This window comes from Sorangium sp. So ce363 (assembly GCF_051520435.1).
In the GTDB taxonomy this organism is placed as follows: Bacteria; Myxococcota_A; Polyangia; order Polyangiales; family Polyangiaceae; genus Sorangium; species Sorangium cellulosum_B.
This window is the reverse complement of sequence record NZ_CP150333.1, coordinates 889546-909702: the sequence shown is the minus strand read 5'-3', so window position 1 is coordinate 909702 and position 20157 is coordinate 889546. Positions and strand designations below refer to the sequence as shown.

The window sequence follows — 20157 nt, the reverse complement described above, 5'->3', positions numbered from 1 at the left end:
GATAGCGATACTATTGACGAGGGGGCGAGCAGGAGAGCCACGAATGCGCCAAACGCTGGGCAGGGGTCAGTCCAGGGAGCACTCCACACGACATAAGGACACAGGAGGAACCTTGGTCGGGTCAGCGCTGCGGCGGCGCGCCCCGCGCCAATCACCCGAGCGCGGCTTCGCCGTGGTGCCCGCGGGCACGCTCGACACCGATCCCGGCATCCGCCCCGCAGCCCACATCTTCGTCGACTCCAAGGCGAGCTGGTTCCCGATCACCGACGACCTGCCGCGGTTCGCTGAGTACCCGCCCCAGGCCTGACGCCGCGATCACGCGATCTGCCACGGCACCGTCACCGTACGAGCTGTCCTGAAACGCCCCCGCGCACACGCGCGGTCACTCAGGTGCCCGGGCGCCGCCCGGCCCGGAGCGCGTCTCGCCGAGCGAGCAGCCACGCGCGCGCCTCGCCCTCGGTGTCGAAGAACTGCTGAGGGTAGGGCTGTCCTGTGAGCATTTGCACGCCCTTCGCGAGGAGCGCCACGATCACGCGCATGGGAAAGCTCGCTCCGACCATCGCGACCGCATCGACACGCGCTCCCCGCATTTCTTCCGTCACCGCCTTGCGCGCCTGCGCCGAGACAGGTCCCATGTGACGCGCGTCGGCGAGCACCAGGACGTCGCGGCCGCTCTCCGCCACGCGCCGGATCGCGCCGAGGACAGCGCGCACTCGGCCTTCCGTGACCTCGCCGTGGATCTCCACCCGCAGGATGCCGTCGGGCTCATCACGAACATCGGGGCTCGCGTCCTTGGCGCCGAGATCGCTCATGCCAACCATGCTAGCGCCTCCGCCGCGCCGCGGGGCGCGCACTCTCACGGTCCGCCGGGCTCGACTGGATGTCCGAGGCGAGCCCGACCGCTGCGAGCGCGCGGATGAACAGGAAGGCGAGGTCGTGCTGCCCCGGCGCCATCGCTTGCCGGGCGGCGCGCGGGAAGGCGTGGTGGTTGTTGTGCCAGCCCTCGCCGAAGGTCAGGGCCGCCACCCAGCCCACGTTGCGGCTCCCGTCGCGGGTATCGAACGCGCGGCCGCCGAAGCGGGCCGCGTGGCAGACGGAGTTCACCAGGTAGGTCGCGTGCATCCAGCACACGAGCGGCACGAAGAACACGAAGGGCACCGCGGCCCAGCCGAGGGCGAGACCCGCGAGCAGCAACGCCGCGACCTGCGGGGCGAAGCGCCAGCGGAGCAGCCACCGGTAGTAGGGATCGCCGACCAGATCGCGGCAGTATTTCTCCGGATCGCGGGGGTCGGTCGAGCCATCGTCGAGGATCCACCCGAGGTGGGCGTACCAGAGGCCGCGGCGCGGCGAGTGGACGTCGCCTTCGCGATCGGTGTGGGCGTGGTGCCGCCGGTGCGTGGCCACCCACGCGATGGGGCTGCCCTGGCCGCTGATCATCGCCACCGACACGAGCGCATACTCGACCCATTTCGGGCAACGGAACGCGCGGTGCGAGAGCAGCCGGTGCAGGCCGACCACGGTGGAGAGCTGGAGCGCCGCGTAGAGCGCGGCGGCGACGACAACGAAGCTCGCCCGGATCGGCAGGAACAGCCCGAGGATGGCGGCGGCGTGCACCAGGGCGAAGTAGGCGATCGCGACGAGGCGTGTGCGGCCCTTCATGGCGGATCCCCTCATGGCCTCACGCGGCCGCGCTGGTGCGGCCCGCCCGGCGGGGCCGGATCCGCGCGAGGCCGCGCGGATCCGCTCTGCAGGACGACGCCTCGATGCGCTGCGGCTCGAGGCCGAGCTCCCGCATCTTCTCCGCGTCCCAGGCCTCGATGGGGTCGCGCCCGGCGATGTAGCTGCGTGATCGGTTGGCGAGCGGCGCGCGCAGGCTCATCACCTCGGGCGCCGACATGACGACGCACGCCTTGTAACGGGGCAGATCGCTCGTCATCAGCCGATTCCACACGTGGCGGCCCACGTTGTGGAGGCTCCCCAGCGCGCGGCTCAGGCGCTGGAAATGGTCGATCACCTCCGAGGGGTGCAGCCGGGGCGGGCGGTGGCAGAGGGTGTATCCATCGAGGTCCCGGCTGATCACCCCGGGAAGGAGCCGGCCCTCGGCCGCCACCTGCGCGAAGAAGGGCGTCTCCGGGTACGGGCAGACGATGCCCAGGAAGGTGGGGCAGTGATCGCCGAGATCATGGAGGTACTCGGGCACCCGCTCGAGGTAGTCGTTGGTGTCCCCGTCCGCGCCCACGAGGAGCCCGAAGGAGAGGACGATCCCGCTCGCGAAGGCCCGCTGGATGACCTCCCGGACCTCGCTCAGCTTGTTCTGGCCCTTGTTCATCGAGCTGATCGACTCGGGGTTCAGCGACTCGAGCCCTGTGTAGACGTAGCGGCACCCTGCCCGCCCCATGAGGCGCACCAGCTCCGGGTCGCGCAGCACGTTGAACGTGAGCGCGCAGCCCCAGATCTTCTTGAGGGGCATCAGCGCCTCGCAGAGCTCGCGCAGGTAGCGGGGCGAGCCCCCCAGGTTGTTGTCGAGGAAGCTGAACACGTTGTTGGTCACCCCGGGAATGCGCTGGTTGAAGATCATCCTGTCGCGGATGTCCCGGATCACGTGGTCGATGGGGCGATAGCGATACTGTTCGTGCCCGGTCAGAACGCAGAAGTTGCAGGAGAAGGGGCAGCCGCGCGACGCCTCGATGCCGGGCAGGCGGACGAGGTTGTTCCGGTAATCGACAAGGTCATAGCGGTAGGTGGGGATCTGCTCCGGGGGCACCGGCGGGAGCGCATAGACGGGCTGGAGCTCGCCCCGCTGGAAATCGGCGATGAGGGCCGGGAGGTTGGCCTCCGGGTCCTCCGCGACCACGGCGTCGAAGTACTGCAGCGCGTCCGCGCGGAAATGGCTCGCGTGCCGCCCGCCTGCCACGGTGGTCATGCCTTGCCGTCGAAACAGCGTGGAGAGGACCTTGGTGTGCTCGTAATAGGCGTGCAGGTACGAGAAGAACACCAGGTCCCAGTGGCGATCGAGCGGGATGTCCTTTTCCTTCTCGTTGTAGAGCTCGATCTCGGCGTCAGGCGGGCACAGGGCCGCGAGCAGCTCGGGCACGGACGATTGCATGATCGAGCGCTCCTTGCGGAGCAGACGGCTCGGGTGCGTATAGGTCGAGATGATCGCGATGCGCATCGAGGACACTCCTGTTCAGTTCAGGACGTATCACACCCTCGAGGCAAGCAGGACGGAGACAGACGAGGGGGCAAGCTGGAGGACAACGAATGCGCCATGCGGTGGGCAGGGGTCAGCTCAGGGAGCACTCCACGCGACATGAGGACACAAGAGCCACCTCGGCCGGGTCGACGGCGCCACCCCCGCCGTCACAACCTCGGCGAACGCGACAGCGAACCGCACGAGGACGTGTCTTCTCTGTTGCGATTCCCCGACAAACTTATCCTCGAATCGAAACATCTCCTCGCGCAGCATCCCGGGCTCCGGGGGTCGGCCGGACTGGCCAGTTGCGATTTCATGGAGACGTGACATTCACAATGCACGTTCCGGCGTAGCGTGAAAGTGGCCGCTGCTGTCTGCTTCGGCCATTTCTTGCAATCGTCTTCGAAGGCCAACAGGTGTCATGGTGCTAAAGTCATCCTTGTTCCCGCGCGCCCTCTCGCGCGCGGGGTATTCTCTTCTCCGGCGTGACCGCGTTCGATGGACGGCGGCCATGGCGCTCGCGACCGCCTGGGGCTGCGGCGGCTCGCCGGACCCAGGTGAGCTCGGGACCGCCGAGCTCGCCGCCTCCCTCCCGAGCGGGCGCGTGGTCATCAGCCAGGTGTACGGCGGCGGGGGCAACGCTGGGGCCGTCTACACGCACGACTTCGTCGAGCTGTTCAATCGGTCGAACAGCCCGGTGTCGCTCGCGGGGTGGTCCATCCAGTACGCGAGCGCCAGCGGCACGGGCGCCCTCGGGGCCACGACGACGCAGCTCACGGAGCTGCCCGCGATCACCCTGCAGCCCGGCCAGTACTTCCTCGTCCAGCAGGCCGGGGGCTCTGGCAGCGGCGCGCCGCTCCCCGCCGCCGACCTCGTCGATGCGACCCCCATCAACATGAGCGGCTCGGCCGGCAAGGTCGCCCTCGTCCGGCAGGCCACGGGCCTCGGCTGCAACGGCGGCACCGCGCCCTGCTCGGCGGCCCAGGAGGCGCTGATCGAGGATCTGGTCGGCTTCGGCGGGGCGAGCTACTTCGAGGGCGCCGCGCCGGCGCCGGCGACCGCCAACGCGACGGCGTCGCTCCGGCAGGGCGCTGGCTGCCAGGACACGGGCAGCAACGTCGACGACCTCTCGACCGGGACGCCTACCCCCCGCAACACCTCGACCGCCGCGCTCGAATGCGGCGGCGACACCCCGCCGGCGGTGACCTCGACGGCGCCCGGCGACGGCGCCACGGGCGCCGACCCGACCGCGAGCCTGAGCGTGACGTTCAGCGAGGCGGTGGCCGTCGCGGATGCCTTCGAGCTCTCCTGCGGGGGCAGCGCGCGCCCGTTCGTGGCCAGCGGCGGCCCCCTCGCCTTCACGCTCACGCCGGCCGAGCCGCTCCCCCCGAGCGCCGCGTGCCTCCTCGTCGTGCGGGCGAGCGGCGTGCAGGAGCAGGACCCGGGGAGCAACGGGACGATCGACCCCTTGCCCGCCGACGTGTCGGTCTCGTTCACCACGGCGCAGGCGGCGCAGGCGCTCGCGATCCACGACATCCAGGGGCGCGCGCACCTCTCGCCGCGTTCGGGCGCGGTCGTGAAGACGACGGGCCTCGTGGCGACCCTGCGCAGCAACGGCTTCACCGTGGAGTCGACGGCGCCGGACGGCGATCCGGCCACCTCCGAGGGGCTGCTCGTCTTCACCGGCGCTGCGCCGTCGGTGAGGGTCGGCGACCTGGTCGAGCTCACCGGCGAGGTCACGGAGTACCGCGCCGGCTGCGCGGACCCGTGCACGCCCTCCCGCGGCAGCGCGTACCACAACCTGACGGTCACCGAGCTCGCCCGCCCGCAGATCACCGTCCTCTCGAGCGGCCATGCGCTGCCGGCCCCGGTCTCGATCGGCTTCGCGCCCGGCGCGCGCCGCCCCCCGACGCAGATCATCGAGGACGACGCCAGCGGCAGCGTCGAGGCAGCGAACGGCTTCGACCCCGAGTCCGACGGCATCGATTTCTGGGAGAGCCTCGAGGGCATGCGGGTGAGCGTCAACGCCCCGGCCGTCGTGGGCCCCACCCGCGAGTTCCCGAGCTCCGGGACCGCGGAGATCGCGCTGGTCCCGGGCGACCGCGACGCGGCCACGGGCGACGCGGCCGGCCTGCGCAGCGCGCGCGGGGCCGTCGTCGTCAGCCCCGGCGACTTCAACCCGGAGCGGATCCTGCTCCAGATCCCCCTGCGCGCCTCGCCGCCCGCGCTGGACGTGGGCGCCACGTTCGCCGGGCCCATCGTGGGCACGGTCGACTACAACTTCGCCAACTACAAGCTCCTGCCGGCCGACGAGGCGCTCCCCGCGGCGACCTCGACGCTCTCGCGCGAGGTCACGTCGCTCGGACCGCGGACCGCCGACGACCTCGACGTGGCCGCGTTCAACGTCGAGAACCTCGATCCGGGCGATCCGCAGGACAAGTTCGATCGACTCGCGCGGATCCTCGTCGAGAACCTCGGCAGCCCCGACCTCGTCGCGCTCGAAGAGGTCCAGGACAACAGCGGCCCGACCAACAATGGAGTGGTGGACGCCTCGACCACGTTCGCGCGGCTCATCGCCGCGATCGCGGCCGTGCCGGGCGGGCCCAGCACCTATCAATTCCGCAGCATCGATCCGACCGACGGCACCGACGGCGGGGAGCCCGGCGGCAACATCCGCGTGGGCTTCCTGTTCCGGACCGACCGCGGGCTCGCGTTCGTCGATCGCCCGGGCGCCGGCGCCCTGACGCCGAACGAGGTGCTCGGCGGCGCGGGCGGCGTGTCGCTGCGCTACAGCCCCGGCCGCATCGACCCGGGCAATCCGGCCTTCGCCAGCAGCCGCAAGCCGCTGGCAGGCGAGTTCCGCTGGAACGGACAGCCGCTGTTCGTGGTGGCCAACCACTGGAACTCCAAGGGCGGCGACGAGCCGCTCTACGGGCGCTTCCAGCCCCCGACCCTCTCGAGCGAGGTCCAGCGGCGACAGCAGGCCACCGTGGTGGCCGGCTTCGTGCGGCAGATCCTGGACAGCGATCCTTCCGCCAACGTCGTGGTCCTGGGCGACCTGAACGACTTCCAGTTCTCGGCGCCGCTCGGCATCCTCAAGGACGCCGGGCTGACCACGCTGCTCGAGACGCTCCCGCCGGAGGAGCGCTACACCTACGTGTTCGACGGCAATGGCCAGTCGCTCGACCACGTGCTGGTCAGCGCCAACCTGGCCGGGCCGAAGCTCATGGGCTTCGACGTCGTCCATGTCAATGCGGAGTTCGCCGACCAGGCCAGCGACCATGACCCCGGCGTCGCGCGCTTCCGCGTCGCGCCCGCGCCGGACATGGATGGCGACGGCGTGCCCGACGCGAGCGACAACTGCCCGGCCGAGCCCAACGCCTCCCAGGTGGACTCGGACGGCGACGGCCTCGGCAACACCTGCGACCTCGAGTGCGTCAGCGTTCGTCGCGGCGCGTTCGGCGGCGTGCAGGACTCCTTCGTCGAGGGCCCCACGACGGGCTGGGCGTACGGCGCGTATCCCTACCTCATCACCAGCGCGAGCGCGGTCCAGCCGGCGACAGCGGTCCTCGCGTACGATCTGTCGTTCATCCCGGAGGGCTCCAGCGTGACCTCGGCGACGCTATCGCTGTCCTATGCCTGGAAGCCCGCGGGCAGCGTCGTGACCGTGCACCGCGTGAACGGCGCCTGGGAGGAATCGACGCTCCATGGGGGCGGGTTCAGCGGGTACAGCCCGGCGGTCGAGGCCTCCCTCGCCACGCTGGCGCAGACCGACGCGTTCGTCACCGCCGATCTGACGTCCCTCGTGCAGGGCTGGGTCGATGGCGCGCAGCCGAACCACGGTGTCGCGCTGGTCGACGCGAACAACAGGACCGACTTCCGCGCGAGCGAGTATCCCGACGCCGCGCGCAGGCCGAGGCTCGACGTCTGCTATCACGCGGGCGAGTGATCCGCCGGATCGACAGCGCCCGTCCGCCCCATCGCTCTCGGTGACATCCCTCAACCGCCGCGCCGCCCGCGGCTCCCGCGCCTGCGCAGGAAGTCGATGAACGCCGAGAGCTTGGGCGGCACGTGCGCCCGGCTCGGATAGTAAAGGAAGTACCCCGGGAAGGGCGGACAGAAGCCCTCGAGGACGCGGGCGAGGCGCTTGCCGTGGAGCTCGTCCCGCACCGTCGCCTCCAGGACGTAGGCGAGCCCGATGCCGTCGACCGCGGCGCGGACCATGAGATCGGGATCGTTGCACACGAGAGGACCGCTCACCGCGATGTCGAAGTCCTTCCCGTTCTCGGTGAACTCCCACCTGTAGACGTTCTGGCTCGTGATCTGCCGGTAGTTGATGCACTCGTGCGCGTGCAGGTCGCGCGGGTGCTTTGGCTTCGCGCGCGCTGAAAGATACGCCGGCGACCCCACGACGGCGATGCGCTGGTCCTCGCTGATACGGACCGCGATCATCTCGCTGTCGAGCGTCTCGCCGAGGCGGATGCCCGCGTCGAACCCTTGAGCGACGATATCCGCGAGCCCGTCCTCGATCGCCACGTCGACGCGGATCTCCGGGTAGGCCGCGACGAACGCCGCGAGCACCGGCTCGATCACCTGCCGGCACGCGATCCTCGGGACGTTCAGCCGCAGCGTCCCGGCGGGCCTTTCGCGCAGCTCGTCGAGCGCCTCGAACGAGGCGCGGACCTCGGCGAGCGCGGGCCGGAGCCGCTCGAGGAAGCGGGCGCCGGCCTCGGTCAGGCCCACGCTGCGCGTCGTGCGCTGGAGGAGCCGCACGCCGAGCCGCCGCTCGAGCCCGGTGATCGTCTGGCTCACCGCCGAGGGCGTCACGCGCAGCTCCGCCGCCGCTCGGGTGAAGCTCCGCTTCTCGGCCACGACGAGGAGCACCGACAGGCCCGCCAGGTCGTCCTGGATCATGAAGCGCAGCTTAACATCCCGTGCAGATTCACCCCGTTTTTCGGCACAGCGCCGCGGCGTAGGCTCCCCGTCGAAGGCAGAGGAGAGAGACCCATGAGCACTGCAAACAGCGGATCCAGGATCTGGTTCATCACCGGCGCGTCCTCGGGCTTCGGCCGCGCGATCGCCGAGGAGGCGCTCCGGCGTGGCGACTCGGTCGTGGCGGCGGCGCGCGGCGAGGGCGCGCTCGCGGGCCTCGCGGCCGAGGCGCCAGGGCGCGTCGAGGTCGTGAAGCTGGACGTCACGAAGCCGGACGACATCCGCCGCGGCGTCGCCGCGGCGCTCGCGCGCTTTGGCCGGATCGACGTGCTCGTGAACAACGCGGGCTACAGCCTGGTCGGCGCGGTCGAGGAGACCAGCGAGGAGGAGCTCCGCGCCGCGATGGAGGCGATGTTCTTCGGCGCCGTGGCGCTCACCCGCGAGGTGCTGCCGCACATGCGCGGCCGCAAGAGCGGCGCGATCGTCCAGATCACGAGCATGGGCGGCCTCACGACGGGGCCCGGCTTCGGCGCCTATTGCGCCGCGAAGCACGCGCTCGAGGGGCTCTCGGAGTGCATGGCCGCCGAGCTCGCGCCGCTCGGCGTCCGCGTCCTCATCGTCGAGCCGGGCGCGTTCCGCACGCGCCTCTTCGGGGGCGCCTTCCGGTCGATGCCGGCGCTCGACGCCTACGCGCCCACCGTCGGCGCGACGCGCGCGTACGCGGCCGGGTCCGACGGATCGCAGCCGGGCGATCCAGCGAAGGCGGCGCGCGCGATCATCGATGCGATCGGCCTCGACCCGATGCCGCTCCGCCTGCCGCTCGGCGCCGACGCGGTGAGCGGCATCCGCGCGAAGCTCGCCCGCGTCGCGGCCGACGTCGACCGTACCGAGGCGATCGCGCTCGACACCACGGTGGACGCCGCGGCGAGCGGCGCGGAAACTTCCTAGCCGTGAGCACGGCCGACCTGTTCACCGAGAGCTTCACGTTCGACGCGGCCAAGTGGCAGGACGGGGACATTCCCACGCTGAATTAGAGCGCTTCAGGCTGGCGCCCTCGCCTCGGGCCAGCGCGTCACTTCGCGCCGGCGCGCCGCAGCACCTCGGCGCGCTCGGCGTCGGTCGGCTCGCGCTGGCAGTCCTTCCCGGCGCTCTGCAGGACATCGAGCTGGCGGACGAGATCCTGGGGATCCACGCTCAGGCATCCTTCCTCGAACTCGGAGCACTCGGCGACCGAGAGCGCGGTCCCCGCGACATAGCGGCAATCGGGATCCCCGGGTGGGTACCTCAGGAAGGTGGAGGCGTTCGTGACGAGACACGCCGCGTCCGACGGCGTGTTCGCCTTCTTGCAGCGCGCGGCGGCGATGCGCGCCATCCGGTCCAGCTCGGCCGCCGGATACATGGGTATCCGGGGGCGGGCGGGCTCGGCGCTCGAGGCGCCCGCGGCCCGCGGGCCCGCGGCGGGCTGCGGCGCTCCGGAGCACGCGCCCGCGAGGAGCGCGCATGCGCCGGCGAGGACGAGCAACAACCCCCCAGGCATCATCACGCGAGACGTATCATATCCGCCTCATCACCCGCAATCGAGCCGCCCCGGACCGGAGGCTCGCTGGCCCGACGTGGATCGGGTCGCCGCCCTTGCGGCGGCGGCGAGCGAGGAGGCAAGCTCCTCCTCGATGCTCCCGGACAGCGTGATCGACGGCCGCTTCGAAGTGAACGCGCTGGCCGGCGCCGGAGGGATGGGGACGGTCTACCGGGCCCGCGACCGGGCGAGCGGCGCGACCGTGGCGCTCAAGCTGCTGCGCGAGGCCGACGCGCACTCGGCGGCGCGCTTCGTCCACGAGGCGCACATGCTCTCGGGCCTCGAGCACCCGCACATCGTGCGCTACGTGACCCACGGGACGGCGCCGTCGGGTCAGCCGTACCTCGTGATGGAGTGGCTCGCGGGGGAGACGCTCTCGGAGCGCCTTCTGCGCGGAGCGCTGCGCCTCGAGGAGGCGCTCGCCGTCGTGCGCGCCGCGGCCGGAGCGCTCGGGACGGCGCACGCGCGCGGGATCGTCCACCGCGACGTCAAGCCGAGCAACCTGTTCCTCGTGGATGGCTCGATCGAGCGCGTGAAGGTGCTCGATTTCGGGATCGCGCGCCTGCACGCGGCGGCGACGCGGCTGACGCAGACGGGCAACGTGCTCGGCACGCCCGGGTACATGGCGCCGGAGCAGGCGCGTGGGGACCACGCGCTGCTCGACGCGCGCGCCGACGTCTTCTCGCTCGGCTGCGTGCTGTTCGAGTGCCTGACCGGGCTGCCGGCGTTCCACGGGCAGCACGTGATGGCGCTGCTCGCCAAGCTGCTGATGGAGGAGCCGCCGCGCCTGCGGGAGCTGCGGCCCGAGATGCCCGCGGAGCTCGATCACCTGGTGGCGCGGATGCTGGCCAAGGAGCCGGCCGCGCGGCCGGGCGAGGGCGCCGCGGTGGCGCAGCTCCTCGACGGGATCAGGGACGCGAGCGGCGGCGCGACCCCGGCGGATCGGAGCGTCGCGCCGATCACCGGGGACGAGAAGCGGCTGATCTCGATCGTGGCGATCCAGCCGGTCCGCGAGCGGCCGAGCCCCTTGCAGGAGACCGTGCCGCTCAGCGCGGTGTCCCTCGACGCGCTCGCGCAGGTGCGGTGCGTCGCGGCCCCGCTGGGCGCGCGGGTGGAGCAGCTCTGCGACGGGACGGTGGTGGCGACGGTGACCGGCGCGGGCAGCGCGACCGACGCGGCCTCGCTCGCGGCCCGCTGCGCGCTGCGGATCCACGCGACCCTGCCGACGGGCGCGTGGAACGTCGCGCTGGTGACGGGCCGGGCCGAGGACACGGGGCGCATACCGCTCGGCGAGGTGCTGGAGCGGGCGGCCTCGCTGTTCGAGGCGCCCTCGCGGGCCGGCCGCGCGGACGGGCGCGAGGAGCGCCACGAGGGCGTCCAGATCGACGCGATCACGGTGGCGTTGCTCGACATGCGCTTCGACGTGCTGGAGCAAGGGGGAGCGCTCTGGCTGCTTGCGGAGCGCGAGGTCGGCGAGGCGGCGCGCAAGCTGCTCGGCAGGCCGAGCCCCTACGTGGGCCGCGACCGCGAGCTGCGCGGCCTCCTCCAGACCGTCGAGGGGAGCTTCGAGGATCGGCAGGCCGCGGTGGCGCTGGTGACTGCGGCGGCGGGGATGGGCAAGTCGCGCCTGCGCCACGAGCTCTTGGAGCTGCTGAAGCGGCGCTACCCTGCCATGGACCTCGGCGTGGGCCGCGGCGACTCCATCGGCGCGGGCTCGGCGTTCGCGATGCTGGCCGGGGCGCTGCGCAACGCGCTCGGGATCGCGGCGGGCGAGGCCGCCCCGGCGCGCCGCGAGAAGCTCGAGCGAGCCGCGTGCCGCCTCCTCGCCGAGGCCGATCGCCCGCGGGTGGCGGCGTTCCTCGGAGAGCTGATCGGCGCGCCGTTCCTGGACGATGACCGGCCGCTCCTGCGAGCGGCGCGTCAGAGCCCGGCGCTCATGGCGGAGCGCGTCGAGCAGGCGTACCTCGATCATGCGCGCGCGGTGACGGACGCGCAGCCCATGCTGGTGGTGCTGGAAGACCTGCACTGGGGGGACGCACCCTCGGTGCGGATCTTCGATCGGGCGCTGCGTGAGCTCTGCGATCGGCCGTTCGTGGTCGTCGCCTTCGCGCGGCCCGAGGTCCACGACCTCTTCCCCCGGCTCTGGGTGGAGCGGGGGCGCTCGGAGATCCAGCTGCGCCCCCTGCCCGCCCGGGCCGCCGAGCTGCTCGTGCGGAGCGCGCTCGGCGAGGCGATCGACGCGCAGACCGCCGCCACCATCGTGGCGCAGGCCGACGGGAACGCGTTCTACCTCGAGGAGCTGATCCGGGCGGTCGCCGAGGGGCGGGGCGGCGCGCTGCCGGAGACGGTGCTGGGGATGGTGGAGGCGCGGCTCGCGGCGCTGGGGTCGGAGGAGCGGCGGCTGCTCCGGGCCGCGAGCGTCTTTGGCGAGGTGTGCTGGACCTGGGGCGTGCGCGCGCTCTCGGGCTCCCCGGCGCCCGGCGCGCGGGAGAACGACGCCTGGGCCGAGCTCTTCGAGCGCGAGATCCTCGAGCGCCGTCGGACGCCGTGCTTCGCGGGCCAGGAGGAGATCGCGTTCCGGCACGCGCTCCTGCGGGAGGGCGCCTACGCCATGCTCACCGACCGCGACAGGCGCGTCGGGCACAGGCTCGCGGGGGAATGGCTCCTCCAGGCGGGCGAGCAGGATCCGATGGTGCTGGCCGAGCATTTCGAGCGCGGCGGGGAGACGGCGCGGGCGGCGGGGTTCTACCTGCAGGCGGCCGACAAGGCGCGGCTCGCGGCCGATGTGCCGGCGGTGCTCGCGCGCGCCCGGCGGGGTATCGCCTGCGAGCCCGCGGGGGAGGTGCTGGCCGAGCTCCATATCCTGCTGTCGGAGCTGCTGTTCCACCTCGACGACCTGGCGCAGTCCTGCGCGCACGCGCTCGCTGCGCTGGAGAGCTTGTCGCCAGGCAGCGAGCACCACGGGAGGGCCCTGGCGATCGCGCTCCTCGGCGCGGTCTACGCGGGTGACCGGCAGGCCGCCCGCGACCTGATCCAGCGCGCGCCCCCCGCGGATCTCCCCGTCGATCCCCGGCTGGTGCTGGTCACCTGGACCCCCATCACCTTCCACGCCGTGCTCTGGGAGGGGATGCCCGACCTGGCGCGGCGCTACCTGCACAGGATCGAGCAGGACGTCGCGCCGATCGCGGGGGATGATCACATCGCCTGGGCCGCGATCGACATGGTGCGGGCGTGGTGGTGCGCCCACGCCGAGCGAGATGCATGGGGAGCGCTCCAGCGGTGCCGCACCGCGAAGGAGCACATCGAGGCCCTCGGCGATCGCTTCCACATCATGATGGTGCGGCTGTATGCGGCCCAGAACGAGCTGAGGCTCGGCGCTTTCGAGCTCGCCGAGCAGGCCTTCGACGCGCTGCTCGCGGTGGAGCACGCGCCGGCCTACGTCGCGCTGACGGCGCTCTCGTTCCGGATCATGGGGCTGCTGGAGCAACGGCGGGTCACGGAAGCGCAGGAGCAGGCCGGCACGATGCTCCGCAGAGCCTCGGCCTCCAGCGGGTTCTCTTACACGACGCAGGCGCGCCTGCTCCTCTCGGAATGCCGCCTCGAGCGAGGGGATCTCGCCGGGGCGGAGGAGGAGGTGCGCGCCGTCGGGGATGCCGCCAGGCTGGTGCCCTTCTTTCAGTCCGTGCGCCTCTCGCTGCTCGCCGAGATCCGGCTCCGGCAGGGGCGGGCGGCGGAGGCCGCCGCGCTGGCCCGCGAGGCGTTCGCCCTGGAGCGGTCGACCGCGTGTCTCTTTGTGCTGCGGCAGGAGGTGGTCCCCGCGCTGCTGGCCGAGGCGCTCCACGAGAGCGGCGAGGTCGAGGCGGCCCGTGAGGTCCTCCGCGAGGCGCGCGCCGAGCTGCTCGCCCGCGCCGACAAGATCGCGGATCCCGCCTACCGGCGGAGTTTTCTGGAGGACATCAACGCGCACGTACGCACGCTGGCGCTCGCGCGCGCGTGGCTCGAGACGCGAGCAGACGGGGGCGGCGCGACGAGGTAAAACCAGCCGCAGTGAACAGGGAGAGAACCGTGGCCGCCGCGAAGTCCACCCGGAACGATGTACAGGGCGCCCTGGAGCTCGCGGTGTTCGCCGGGGGCCGCGTGACGCGGCACCCGCTGCCTGCCGAGGGCCGGGTGTCGCTCGGCCGGTCGCCGGAGAACGACGTCCCGATCGACGACAGCTCCGTCTCGCGCCGGCACGCGATCATCCACCTCGGCCCGCCCATCGCGATCGAGGACCTCGGGAGCGCGAACGGGACCCGCCTCCGCCGCGAGCGCAGCGCCGGGCCGACGACCAAGCTCCTGGAGCTCCAGCCCGAGCAGGGCAAGACGATGGAGCTCGCGGTCGGGGACGCGGTGAACCTCGGCTCGACGCTGATCGTGATCCTGCCGCGCGAGGGCGCCGCGAGCGCGGCGCCGGGCCAGGGGCCGGGCCAGCCCATCGTGCTCGACCCGGCCATGGAGCGGCTCTACGCGCTGGCCGAGCGCGTGGCCGGCGCGCCGATCACCGTGATCTTGCTCGGCGAGACGGGCGCCGGCAAGGAGGTGCTGGCCGAGCACATCCACCGGCGCTCGCCGCGCGCGCAGGGGCCCTTCGTGCGGCTCAACTGCGCGGCGCTCTCGGAGTCGCTCCTCGAGAGCGAGCTGTTCGGCCACGAGCGGGGCGCGTTCACGAGCGCGGTCCAGGCGAAGCCGGGCCTCCTGGAGACGGCCGAGAAGGGCACGGTGCTGCTCGACGAGGTGGGCGAGCTGCCGCCCAGCATCCAGGTGAAGCTCCTGCGCGTGCTCGAGGAACGGAAGGTGATGCGCGTCGGGGGCCTGAGCCCGCGGCCCATCGACGTGCGCTTCCTCTCGGCGACGAACCGCGATCTGGCCGCCGAGGTGAAGCGGGGCGCTTTCCGGGAGGATCTGTTCTTCCGGCTGAACGGCATCGCGCTGACGATCCCGCCGCTCCGGGCGCGCATCGCCGAGATCGCGCCGCTCGCGCGCGCGATCGCCGACCGGACCGCGAGCGCCGTCGGGCGCCCGGCGCCGGCGTTCGCCCCCGAGACGCTCGCCGCGCTGGAGGCGCACCGCTGGCCCGGCAACATCCGCGAGCTGCGCAACGTCATCGAGCGCGCGGTCGTGCTCTCCGGCGGGGACACGCTGCTCCCGGAGCACCTCCTGCTCGACGCCGCCGCCGCGCTGCCGCCCTCCGAGGCGCGCCTCGCGGCGGGGCCCGTCGAGGCGCACCCCGCGGCGGCGCCCGCCGAGGCGCGCTCCGCGGCGGTGCCCGCCGAGGCCACCGCGCCACCCCCGGCCGAGGGCGCGGGCGGTCTGCGGGGCGAGCTCGACGCGATCGAGCGGCGGCGGATCGTCGACGCGCTGGAGCAGTGCGCGGGGAACCAGACGCAGGCCGCGGCACTCCTCGGCATGCCCCGCCGCACCTTCGTGGCCCGGCTGAGCGCCTACGGCATCCCGCGGCCGCGCAAGGGCAAGGCCACGCGCTGACGCGCGCCGGGCCTCACTTCGTGCCGAGGAGCTTCAGCAGCTCTGCCCGCTCGGAGTCGGTCGGCTCGCGATTGCAGTCCTTGCCGGCGTTCTGCAGGGCCGCGAGCTGGTGGTCGAGATCCTTCGCGTCCACGCTCTGGCAGCCCTCCTCGAAATCGGAGCACTCGGCGACGGACAGCGCGGTCCCCGACACGTAACGGCAATCCGGGTCCTCGGGCCGGTATTTGAGGAATGGTGTGGCCTCGGTGAGGAGACACGCCGAGTCCGAGGACGCATTCGCCTTCTTGCAACGCGCGGACGCGACGCGGGCCACCCTGCGCAGCTCTTCCAAGGGGTAGCGGCGGCTCCGGGGACCGGCAGGGCCCGCCGCGGCGGTGTCGCCGGCCGGGGCCGCCGGCTGAGCGACGGCCACTACCGGGGCACCGCCCCCCAGGCGCTCCGGCGTCGAGGGCGAGGGCGGCGAAGAGGAGGCGCACCCACAGGCGAGAAACGCGGCAACTGTGATGAGATGAGTTCCCCCAACCTTCATGGGCGACATATATCACACCTTGTCTCGCACTTTCAATGCAGAGCTCACCCGCCGAGCGCCGATCCCACCCATCAAGTGTGAGCAAATATTTACAGCATGAACATCCTGTCGGACGGCGAGGTGAGGTCCACACTCGGGAAGGCTGATTGAGGATGCGCCGCGCGGCGCTCGCGCAAGCGCCGCTCGCGCAGGTCTTGCTCAAGTCGAGCGAGGGTGACCCGACCTGCGGCGCCGCGACGCGAGAGCGCCTCGGATCCTGCACGGATCCTCGTTTCCTCGCGGTGGCACGACGCCTGCTGAAAGGCCAATCGCCGCGCGCAGCGCCGCTATCTCGGCAGGAGAGCGCGCAGGCACACCTCGAAGGGAGCTCTATCATGATGCGTGCACTGTTCGCTTCGTTGTCCTTCTCGTTGCTCGCTGGTTGCGCCGTGACGCCCGCTGGAGAGTCGGCCGCAGAGGATCTCGCCCCGCCGGACGCGGTCGAGCAGTCGGCGGCCAGCGACGCTGTCGCCTTCTCCTCGGCGGTGACGTTTCATTCGGAGACGCCGTTCTACGTCCCGCCGCGCGTCGGCGGTGATGCCGACTTCGGCGGTCACGGGCCGCGCACCACGCTGGAAGTGGAGCTCCACGTCTTCAATGGCAACGAGGTCTGGGCGTCCGTCCATATCGACGCCATCGAGACGAAGAGCGACTGGACGCGCGCCGAGGGGACCGGCTGGTTCCACCTCTACACCGCGCCCCGCGAGATCACCGGGATCCTCGGCCCCACGTACTTCGAGCACGAGTACCTCGACACGAACCACGCCCACGACCTCTTCTCGTTCTCCACCGGCAGCCTGGTCTCGCTGCTCGACTATGTCGGCGACACGAAGGGCAACGAGGCGGGGACCAGGACCGGCGTCCAGGTCTTCTTCCAGCCCATCACCGTGGGTCTCCTGTGAACCCCCGGCGCGAGCGCGCGCCCGGCGAGGTCCGCCCCTCCGGAGGTCGCGCTCGCGCCGGACAAACCGGCCGACATTTCGAGGTTCCACGCACGAGACGAGGAGTTCATCAAGCCATGAACATTGTATCAAGCACGGGCGAGCTGGGTGTCACGCGGGGATACGTCTTGCCCACGGGGTCGGATCAGCCGGACCAAACGCAGATCCCCATCGACTCGAAGCTCCGCTTCATCGAGACGAGCACCGGGAACCCGCTCCTCCACGTGGCCGTGACGGGCATGACACCCCCCGGCGGGTACACCGCGAAGACCGAGTACTGGTCGAGGCTCGCCCCCATCAAGTCGAGGTTGATCACCCTGGTCTCGTTCGGGTTCACGAACCGCCCGGGAGCGCCGGATTACCCCAGGGAGTTCCGGGACTGGCTCGTCGGGGGCAGCGTCCTCGCGACGGGCCAGGAGGCGTCGGCGCAGCAGTGGACTCAGGGCATCTACCAGCCGACCTCTCCGGCCAGCGCGCTCTACTGGGCCGTCGATCCGGACGGGCCGCTCGGGCGCCGGATCGGCCTCCTCGTGGAGCTCGGCAGCGCCGGCGAGCTGCGCAACGCGATCTGGTACAAGATGGATCGGCCCCAGAACGGCCTCATCTTCCAGAGCACCCCGAGCAAGGTGAACTTCACGCAGGTGTTCGTGGGGGATACGCCGTCGATCGATCCGCGCCACATCGACCCTCAGGGCGCCTGGCACCACTACCATGGCGTGATGAGGCCCGCGTGAGCGGCCCGCGCGCTTGACGCCTCGCCCGGGGGCGCCGCCCCAGGCGCGCCCGGGCAGGCCTCCAGCGCAGGGAGGCGGAGCGCTGCGCCGCTCACCCCGGCGCCGGGCGCGCCAGCCGAAACCCGATCCCCCCGAAGCGATCCCCGGGCTTGCCCGCGAAGCGCCCCGCCGCCCGGCAGAGGTTCGGCGACGTCGACCACGCGCCGCCCCGCGCCGCGCGGAAATCCGCGTCGCCGTCGTCCGCCGGATCGAGCAGCACGACCCCCGCTTCGGTCCGGGCCCCCTCGCGCTTCCACGCGTTGATGCACCAGTCGCGCACGTTGCCCGCCGCGCCGCGCAGGCCATAAGGGCTCTCGTCCTGCGGGAAGTCGTCGACGGGCCGCCGGCCGGCGACGCCCTCGTGGCTGCCCAGCATGCAACCCCAGGTCGGCTCCAGGAAATCACCCCAGGGCATGCACCGGCCGTCGACGCCCCGCGCCGCCTTCTCCCATTCGAGCTCGTTCAGGAGGCGCCACGGCGCGCCCGTCCCGGCGGCGTACCACGCCGCATAACGCATCGCCGCCCGCCAGTGGACGAACGCGACGGGCATCCTCGGCTCCTCCTGGACGTCGGTCTGGATGCACCCGAGCCGGAAGCGGCCGTCGTCTCCCCGCTCGAACCGGAGCGAGTCCGGGCTCGATCCCGAGGCGGCGCGGCCGAGCGAGAGGCGCGGGCAACACTCGAGGGCCTCGGCTTCCCGCCCGCTCGCGACGAGCGCGTTGAGGAAGCGGAGGTACTCGGCGTTGGTGACCGGGTGCCTCCGGACGATGAAGCCGTCACACCAGAGCCGCGTCCGCGGGAGGCTGTCCCCCGCGTCCGGATCGCCGCCGGCGAGGAACCAGCCGGCCGGCACGTAGAGGTCGTCCTCGCCGAGCTCGCCGAGGCGAAGGAGGCGCACCGGGTGGGCCCCTTCCCCGCCTGGCCGGACGCCGTCCCAGCGCCGCCCGCGCTCGATGAGCACGGGATAACACGCGTCGTGGTACCCCGGCGCGCGCAGCGTGAGGAGGTAGCTGCCGCGCGGGAGCGCCAGTTCGAGCAGGGGCGTCGGGCCGAGCTCGCGCGCGAGCTCGGGCACGAGCCTCCGGTCGCGCTCGACGTAGCGGTGGAGGGAGACCTGCGCCCCCGCGGGCACGGTCGCCAGCGTGAGCGCCCCGTCGCCGGCGAGCAGCACCGCGTGGCGCCCGCGGTCGTGCTGCCGGAGGAGCGCCTCGGCGCGCGCCGCGCCCCGCGGATCCCGCGCCTCCTCGGCCTGGGCGAGCTCCTCGGCGTAGTGATCGGCCAGCGCCTCGTGCGCCTCGCGGAGATCCGGCGCCTCGTTCAGCGCCGAGCGGAGGACCTGCATCCACTCGACCTGGCCGAGCGACGCCTCCCGCTCCAGGCGCTCCGCCTCGTCCTCGAGCCGCCACCCGCGCGCCTTCTGCTCGGCCGGATCGAACGAGCTCAGGCCGTCGAGGATCGCCCGCGCCTCGTCGCGCAGCGCCCGGGCGCGCGCCCGGGTCGCCTCGATCTCCGGCCGGATCGCGCGGGCATGGTCCACGATCGCGAGCGCGCGCTCGCGCCGCCGCGCGCCGTCGAGCCAGCTCCTGACGTCGGCCGCGAGCGCGGCCGCGTCCGGGTGGCGAGCCTCCGGGGCGAGCGCCATCGCGCGGGCGCAGATCGCCGCGAGCTCCGCGGGCACCTCGTGGGGGGCGCTCGCCTCGACCGGCCTGAGCCCGCCGGTGAGGAGCGCGCCCCAGACCGCCGCGGGCTGGCCGCCGTAGGGGTGGCGCCCGGCGAGGATCTCGTAGAGCACGACGCCGAGCGCGTAGACGTCGCTCGCCGCACCGAGGCGATCGCCCTCGCCTCGCGCCTGCTCCGGGGCCATGTAGAGCAGCGTGCCCAGCACCTCGCCGGGCTGCGTGAGCGGGGCCGCCTCGATCACGTCCGCCGCGCCCGCGGCCCCTGGCGAGGCGCGCAGCGGCGCGGAGGGCCGCGCGAGGCCCCAGTCCATCACCAGGACCTCGCCGAACTCGCCGATCATCACGTTGGCGGGCTTGAGGTCGCGGTGCATCACGCCACGGCTGTGCGCGTACGCCACGGCCTCGCAGACGCGGAGGAACGTGTCGATCGCCCGCCGCAGCGCGACGGGCGAGAGGCTCCCGCCGCCGGCCGCGTACGCCTCGGCGATCACCTCGCCGAGCGTGCGCCCGCGGACCTCCTTCATCGTGAACCACAGCCGCCCGTCGGCGAGCTCGCCGCACTCGTGCACGGGAACGATCCCGGGGTGCTGGAGCGCCGCGGTCAGGCGCGCCTCGGCGAGGAAGCGGGCGCGATCGGGCGTCGCGTCGCGCGTCTCGGCCGACTGGATCTTCATCGCGAGCACGCGCCCCAGGATGCGATCGCGCACGCGGCGCACCTCGCCCATGCCCCCGCGCCCGATGCAGCCGAGGTCCTCGTAGCGCTCCTCCGCGGACAGGCGCTCGGGGGCCGTGACGGAGATGGGCGGCAGCTCGGGGGCCGTGGCGCCCGGGGTCTCGCGCAGCCTGAACGTGACGTCCGACGCGGCGCCGGCCGGCGGCGCGCTTCCCGACTCGGTCGAGGCGGGCGCGCCGCATGCGGGCTGCGTCAGCGCCATCCGCTCGCGCTCGCTGAGGCTCATGCGTCGTCCA

Annotated in this window: 14 protein-coding genes; 7 read left to right on the top strand and 7 right to left on the bottom strand. The window is 72.6% G+C overall.

Going from position 1 to position 20157, the window contains the following annotated elements; all coding sequences use genetic code 11:
* Window positions 1–112: 112 nt before the first annotated feature.
* A complete protein-coding gene (locus WMF12_RS03420) occupies window positions 113–307 on the top strand; it encodes a GFA family protein (protein ID WP_437864851.1) in 195 nt (64 codons plus the stop codon).
* A 79-nt stretch (window positions 308–386) separates the two neighbouring features.
* Here the strand turns inward: WMF12_RS03420 and WMF12_RS03415 are convergent, their stop codons facing one another.
* Genes WMF12_RS03415 through WMF12_RS03405 form a run of 3 tightly spaced genes read right to left on the bottom strand, consistent with a single transcriptional unit; the run spans window position 387 to window position 3172 of the window.
* Window positions 387–812, bottom strand: a complete 426-nt coding sequence (locus WMF12_RS03415) for an STAS/SEC14 domain-containing protein (RefSeq protein WP_437864845.1) — start codon at window positions 810–812, stop codon at window positions 387–389.
* 10 nt (window positions 813–822) lie between these two features.
* The gene (locus tag WMF12_RS03410) at window positions 823–1659 is read right to left on the bottom strand and encodes an acyl-CoA desaturase (RefSeq protein WP_437864840.1); all 837 of its coding nucleotides are present in this window, start codon (window positions 1657–1659) and stop codon (window positions 823–825) included.
* A 19-nt stretch (window positions 1660–1678) separates the two neighbouring features.
* Window positions 1679–3172 (bottom strand): B12-binding domain-containing radical SAM protein, encoded by a 1494-nt coding sequence (locus tag WMF12_RS03405; RefSeq protein ID WP_437864827.1) that lies wholly within the window; start codon window positions 3170–3172, stop codon window positions 1679–1681.
* A 532-nt stretch (window positions 3173–3704) separates the two neighbouring features.
* Between WMF12_RS03405 and WMF12_RS03400 the strand changes: the two genes are divergently transcribed.
* On the top strand, window positions 3705–7142 hold the full coding sequence (locus WMF12_RS03400) for a DNRLRE domain-containing protein (protein WP_437864812.1): 3438 nt from the start codon (window positions 3705–3707) through the stop codon (window positions 7140–7142).
* Between the two features lie 50 nt (window positions 7143–7192).
* Here the strand turns inward: WMF12_RS03400 and WMF12_RS03395 are convergent, their stop codons facing one another.
* Window positions 7193–8107 (bottom strand): LysR family transcriptional regulator, encoded by a 915-nt coding sequence (locus WMF12_RS03395; RefSeq protein WP_437864803.1) that lies wholly within the window; start codon window positions 8105–8107, stop codon window positions 7193–7195.
* 93 nt (window positions 8108–8200) lie between these two features.
* Here WMF12_RS03395 and WMF12_RS03390 point away from each other — a divergent pair, with 93 nt between their 5' ends.
* A complete protein-coding gene (locus WMF12_RS03390) occupies window positions 8201–9073 on the top strand; it encodes an oxidoreductase (protein WP_437864795.1) in 873 nt (290 codons plus the stop codon).
* Between the two features lie 124 nt (window positions 9074–9197).
* Here WMF12_RS03390 and WMF12_RS03385 read toward each other — a convergent pair whose 3' ends face one another.
* Window positions 9198–9665, bottom strand: a complete 468-nt coding sequence (locus WMF12_RS03385; RefSeq protein ID WP_437873830.1) for a hypothetical protein — start codon at window positions 9663–9665, stop codon at window positions 9198–9200.
* Between the two features lie 73 nt (window positions 9666–9738).
* Between WMF12_RS03385 and WMF12_RS03380 the strand changes: the two genes are divergently transcribed.
* Both WMF12_RS03380 and WMF12_RS03375 read left to right on the top strand, forming a co-directional pair.
* Window positions 9739–13737, top strand: coding sequence for a protein kinase domain-containing protein (locus WMF12_RS03380; RefSeq protein WP_437864788.1), 3999 nt, complete (start codon window positions 9739–9741; stop codon window positions 13735–13737).
* 29 nt (window positions 13738–13766) lie between these two features.
* Window positions 13767–15227 (top strand): sigma 54-interacting transcriptional regulator, encoded by a 1461-nt coding sequence (locus tag WMF12_RS03375; RefSeq protein ID WP_437864777.1) that lies wholly within the window; start codon window positions 13767–13769, stop codon window positions 15225–15227.
* A gap of 13 nt (window positions 15228–15240) precedes the next feature.
* Here the strand turns inward: WMF12_RS03375 and WMF12_RS03370 are convergent, their stop codons facing one another.
* Window positions 15241–15639, bottom strand: coding sequence for a hypothetical protein (locus tag WMF12_RS03370; RefSeq protein ID WP_437864768.1), 399 nt, complete (start codon window positions 15637–15639; stop codon window positions 15241–15243).
* A gap of 491 nt (window positions 15640–16130) precedes the next feature.
* Between WMF12_RS03370 and WMF12_RS03365 the strand changes: the two genes are divergently transcribed.
* Both WMF12_RS03365 and WMF12_RS03360 read left to right on the top strand, forming a co-directional pair.
* Window positions 16131–16697: a hypothetical protein gene (locus tag WMF12_RS03365; protein ID WP_437864762.1), complete on the top strand. Its 567-nt coding sequence runs from the start codon at window positions 16131–16133 to the stop codon at window positions 16695–16697.
* A gap of 116 nt (window positions 16698–16813) precedes the next feature.
* The gene (locus WMF12_RS03360; protein WP_437864759.1) at window positions 16814–17470 is read left to right on the top strand and encodes a hypothetical protein; all 657 of its coding nucleotides are present in this window, start codon (window positions 16814–16816) and stop codon (window positions 17468–17470) included.
* A gap of 91 nt (window positions 17471–17561) precedes the next feature.
* Here the strand turns inward: WMF12_RS03360 and WMF12_RS03355 are convergent, their stop codons facing one another.
* Window positions 17562–20147 carry a bifunctional serine/threonine-protein kinase/formylglycine-generating enzyme family protein gene (locus tag WMF12_RS03355; protein ID WP_437864751.1) on the bottom strand — a complete coding sequence of 862 codons (2586 nt, stop codon included), beginning with the start codon at window positions 20145–20147 and terminating at the stop codon, window positions 17562–17564.
* Between the last annotated feature and the right edge of the window lie 10 nt (window positions 20148–20157).

What these genes read in the sequence shown, in the direction of transcription:
- WMF12_RS03415 (WP_437864845.1), bottom strand. Translation starts at nt 812, where the DNA reads ATGAGCGATCTCGGCGCCAAGGACGCGAGCCCCGATGTTCGTGATGAG.
- WMF12_RS03410 (WP_437864840.1), bottom strand. Translation starts at nt 1,659, where the DNA reads ATGAAGGGCCGCACACGCCTCGTCGCGATCGCCTACTTCGCCCTGGTG.
- WMF12_RS03405 (WP_437864827.1), bottom strand. Translation starts at nt 3,172, where the DNA reads ATGCGCATCGCGATCATCTCGACCTATACGCACCCGAGCCGTCTGCTC.
- WMF12_RS03400 (WP_437864812.1), top strand. Translation starts at nt 3,705, where the DNA reads ATGGCGCTCGCGACCGCCTGGGGCTGCGGCGGCTCGCCGGACCCAGGT.
- WMF12_RS03395 (WP_437864803.1), bottom strand. Translation starts at nt 8,107, where the DNA reads ATGATCCAGGACGACCTGGCGGGCCTGTCGGTGCTCCTCGTCGTGGCC.
- WMF12_RS03390 (WP_437864795.1), top strand. Translation starts at nt 8,201, where the DNA reads ATGAGCACTGCAAACAGCGGATCCAGGATCTGGTTCATCACCGGCGCG.
- WMF12_RS03385 (WP_437873830.1), bottom strand. Translation starts at nt 9,665, where the DNA reads ATGATGCCTGGGGGGTTGTTGCTCGTCCTCGCCGGCGCATGCGCGCTC.
- WMF12_RS03365 (WP_437864762.1), top strand. Translation starts at nt 16,131, where the DNA reads ATGATGCGTGCACTGTTCGCTTCGTTGTCCTTCTCGTTGCTCGCTGGT.
- WMF12_RS03360 (WP_437864759.1), top strand. Translation starts at nt 16,814, where the DNA reads ATGAACATTGTATCAAGCACGGGCGAGCTGGGTGTCACGCGGGGATAC.
- WMF12_RS03355 (WP_437864751.1), bottom strand. Translation starts at nt 20,147, where the DNA reads ATGAGCCTCAGCGAGCGCGAGCGGATGGCGCTGACGCAGCCCGCATGC.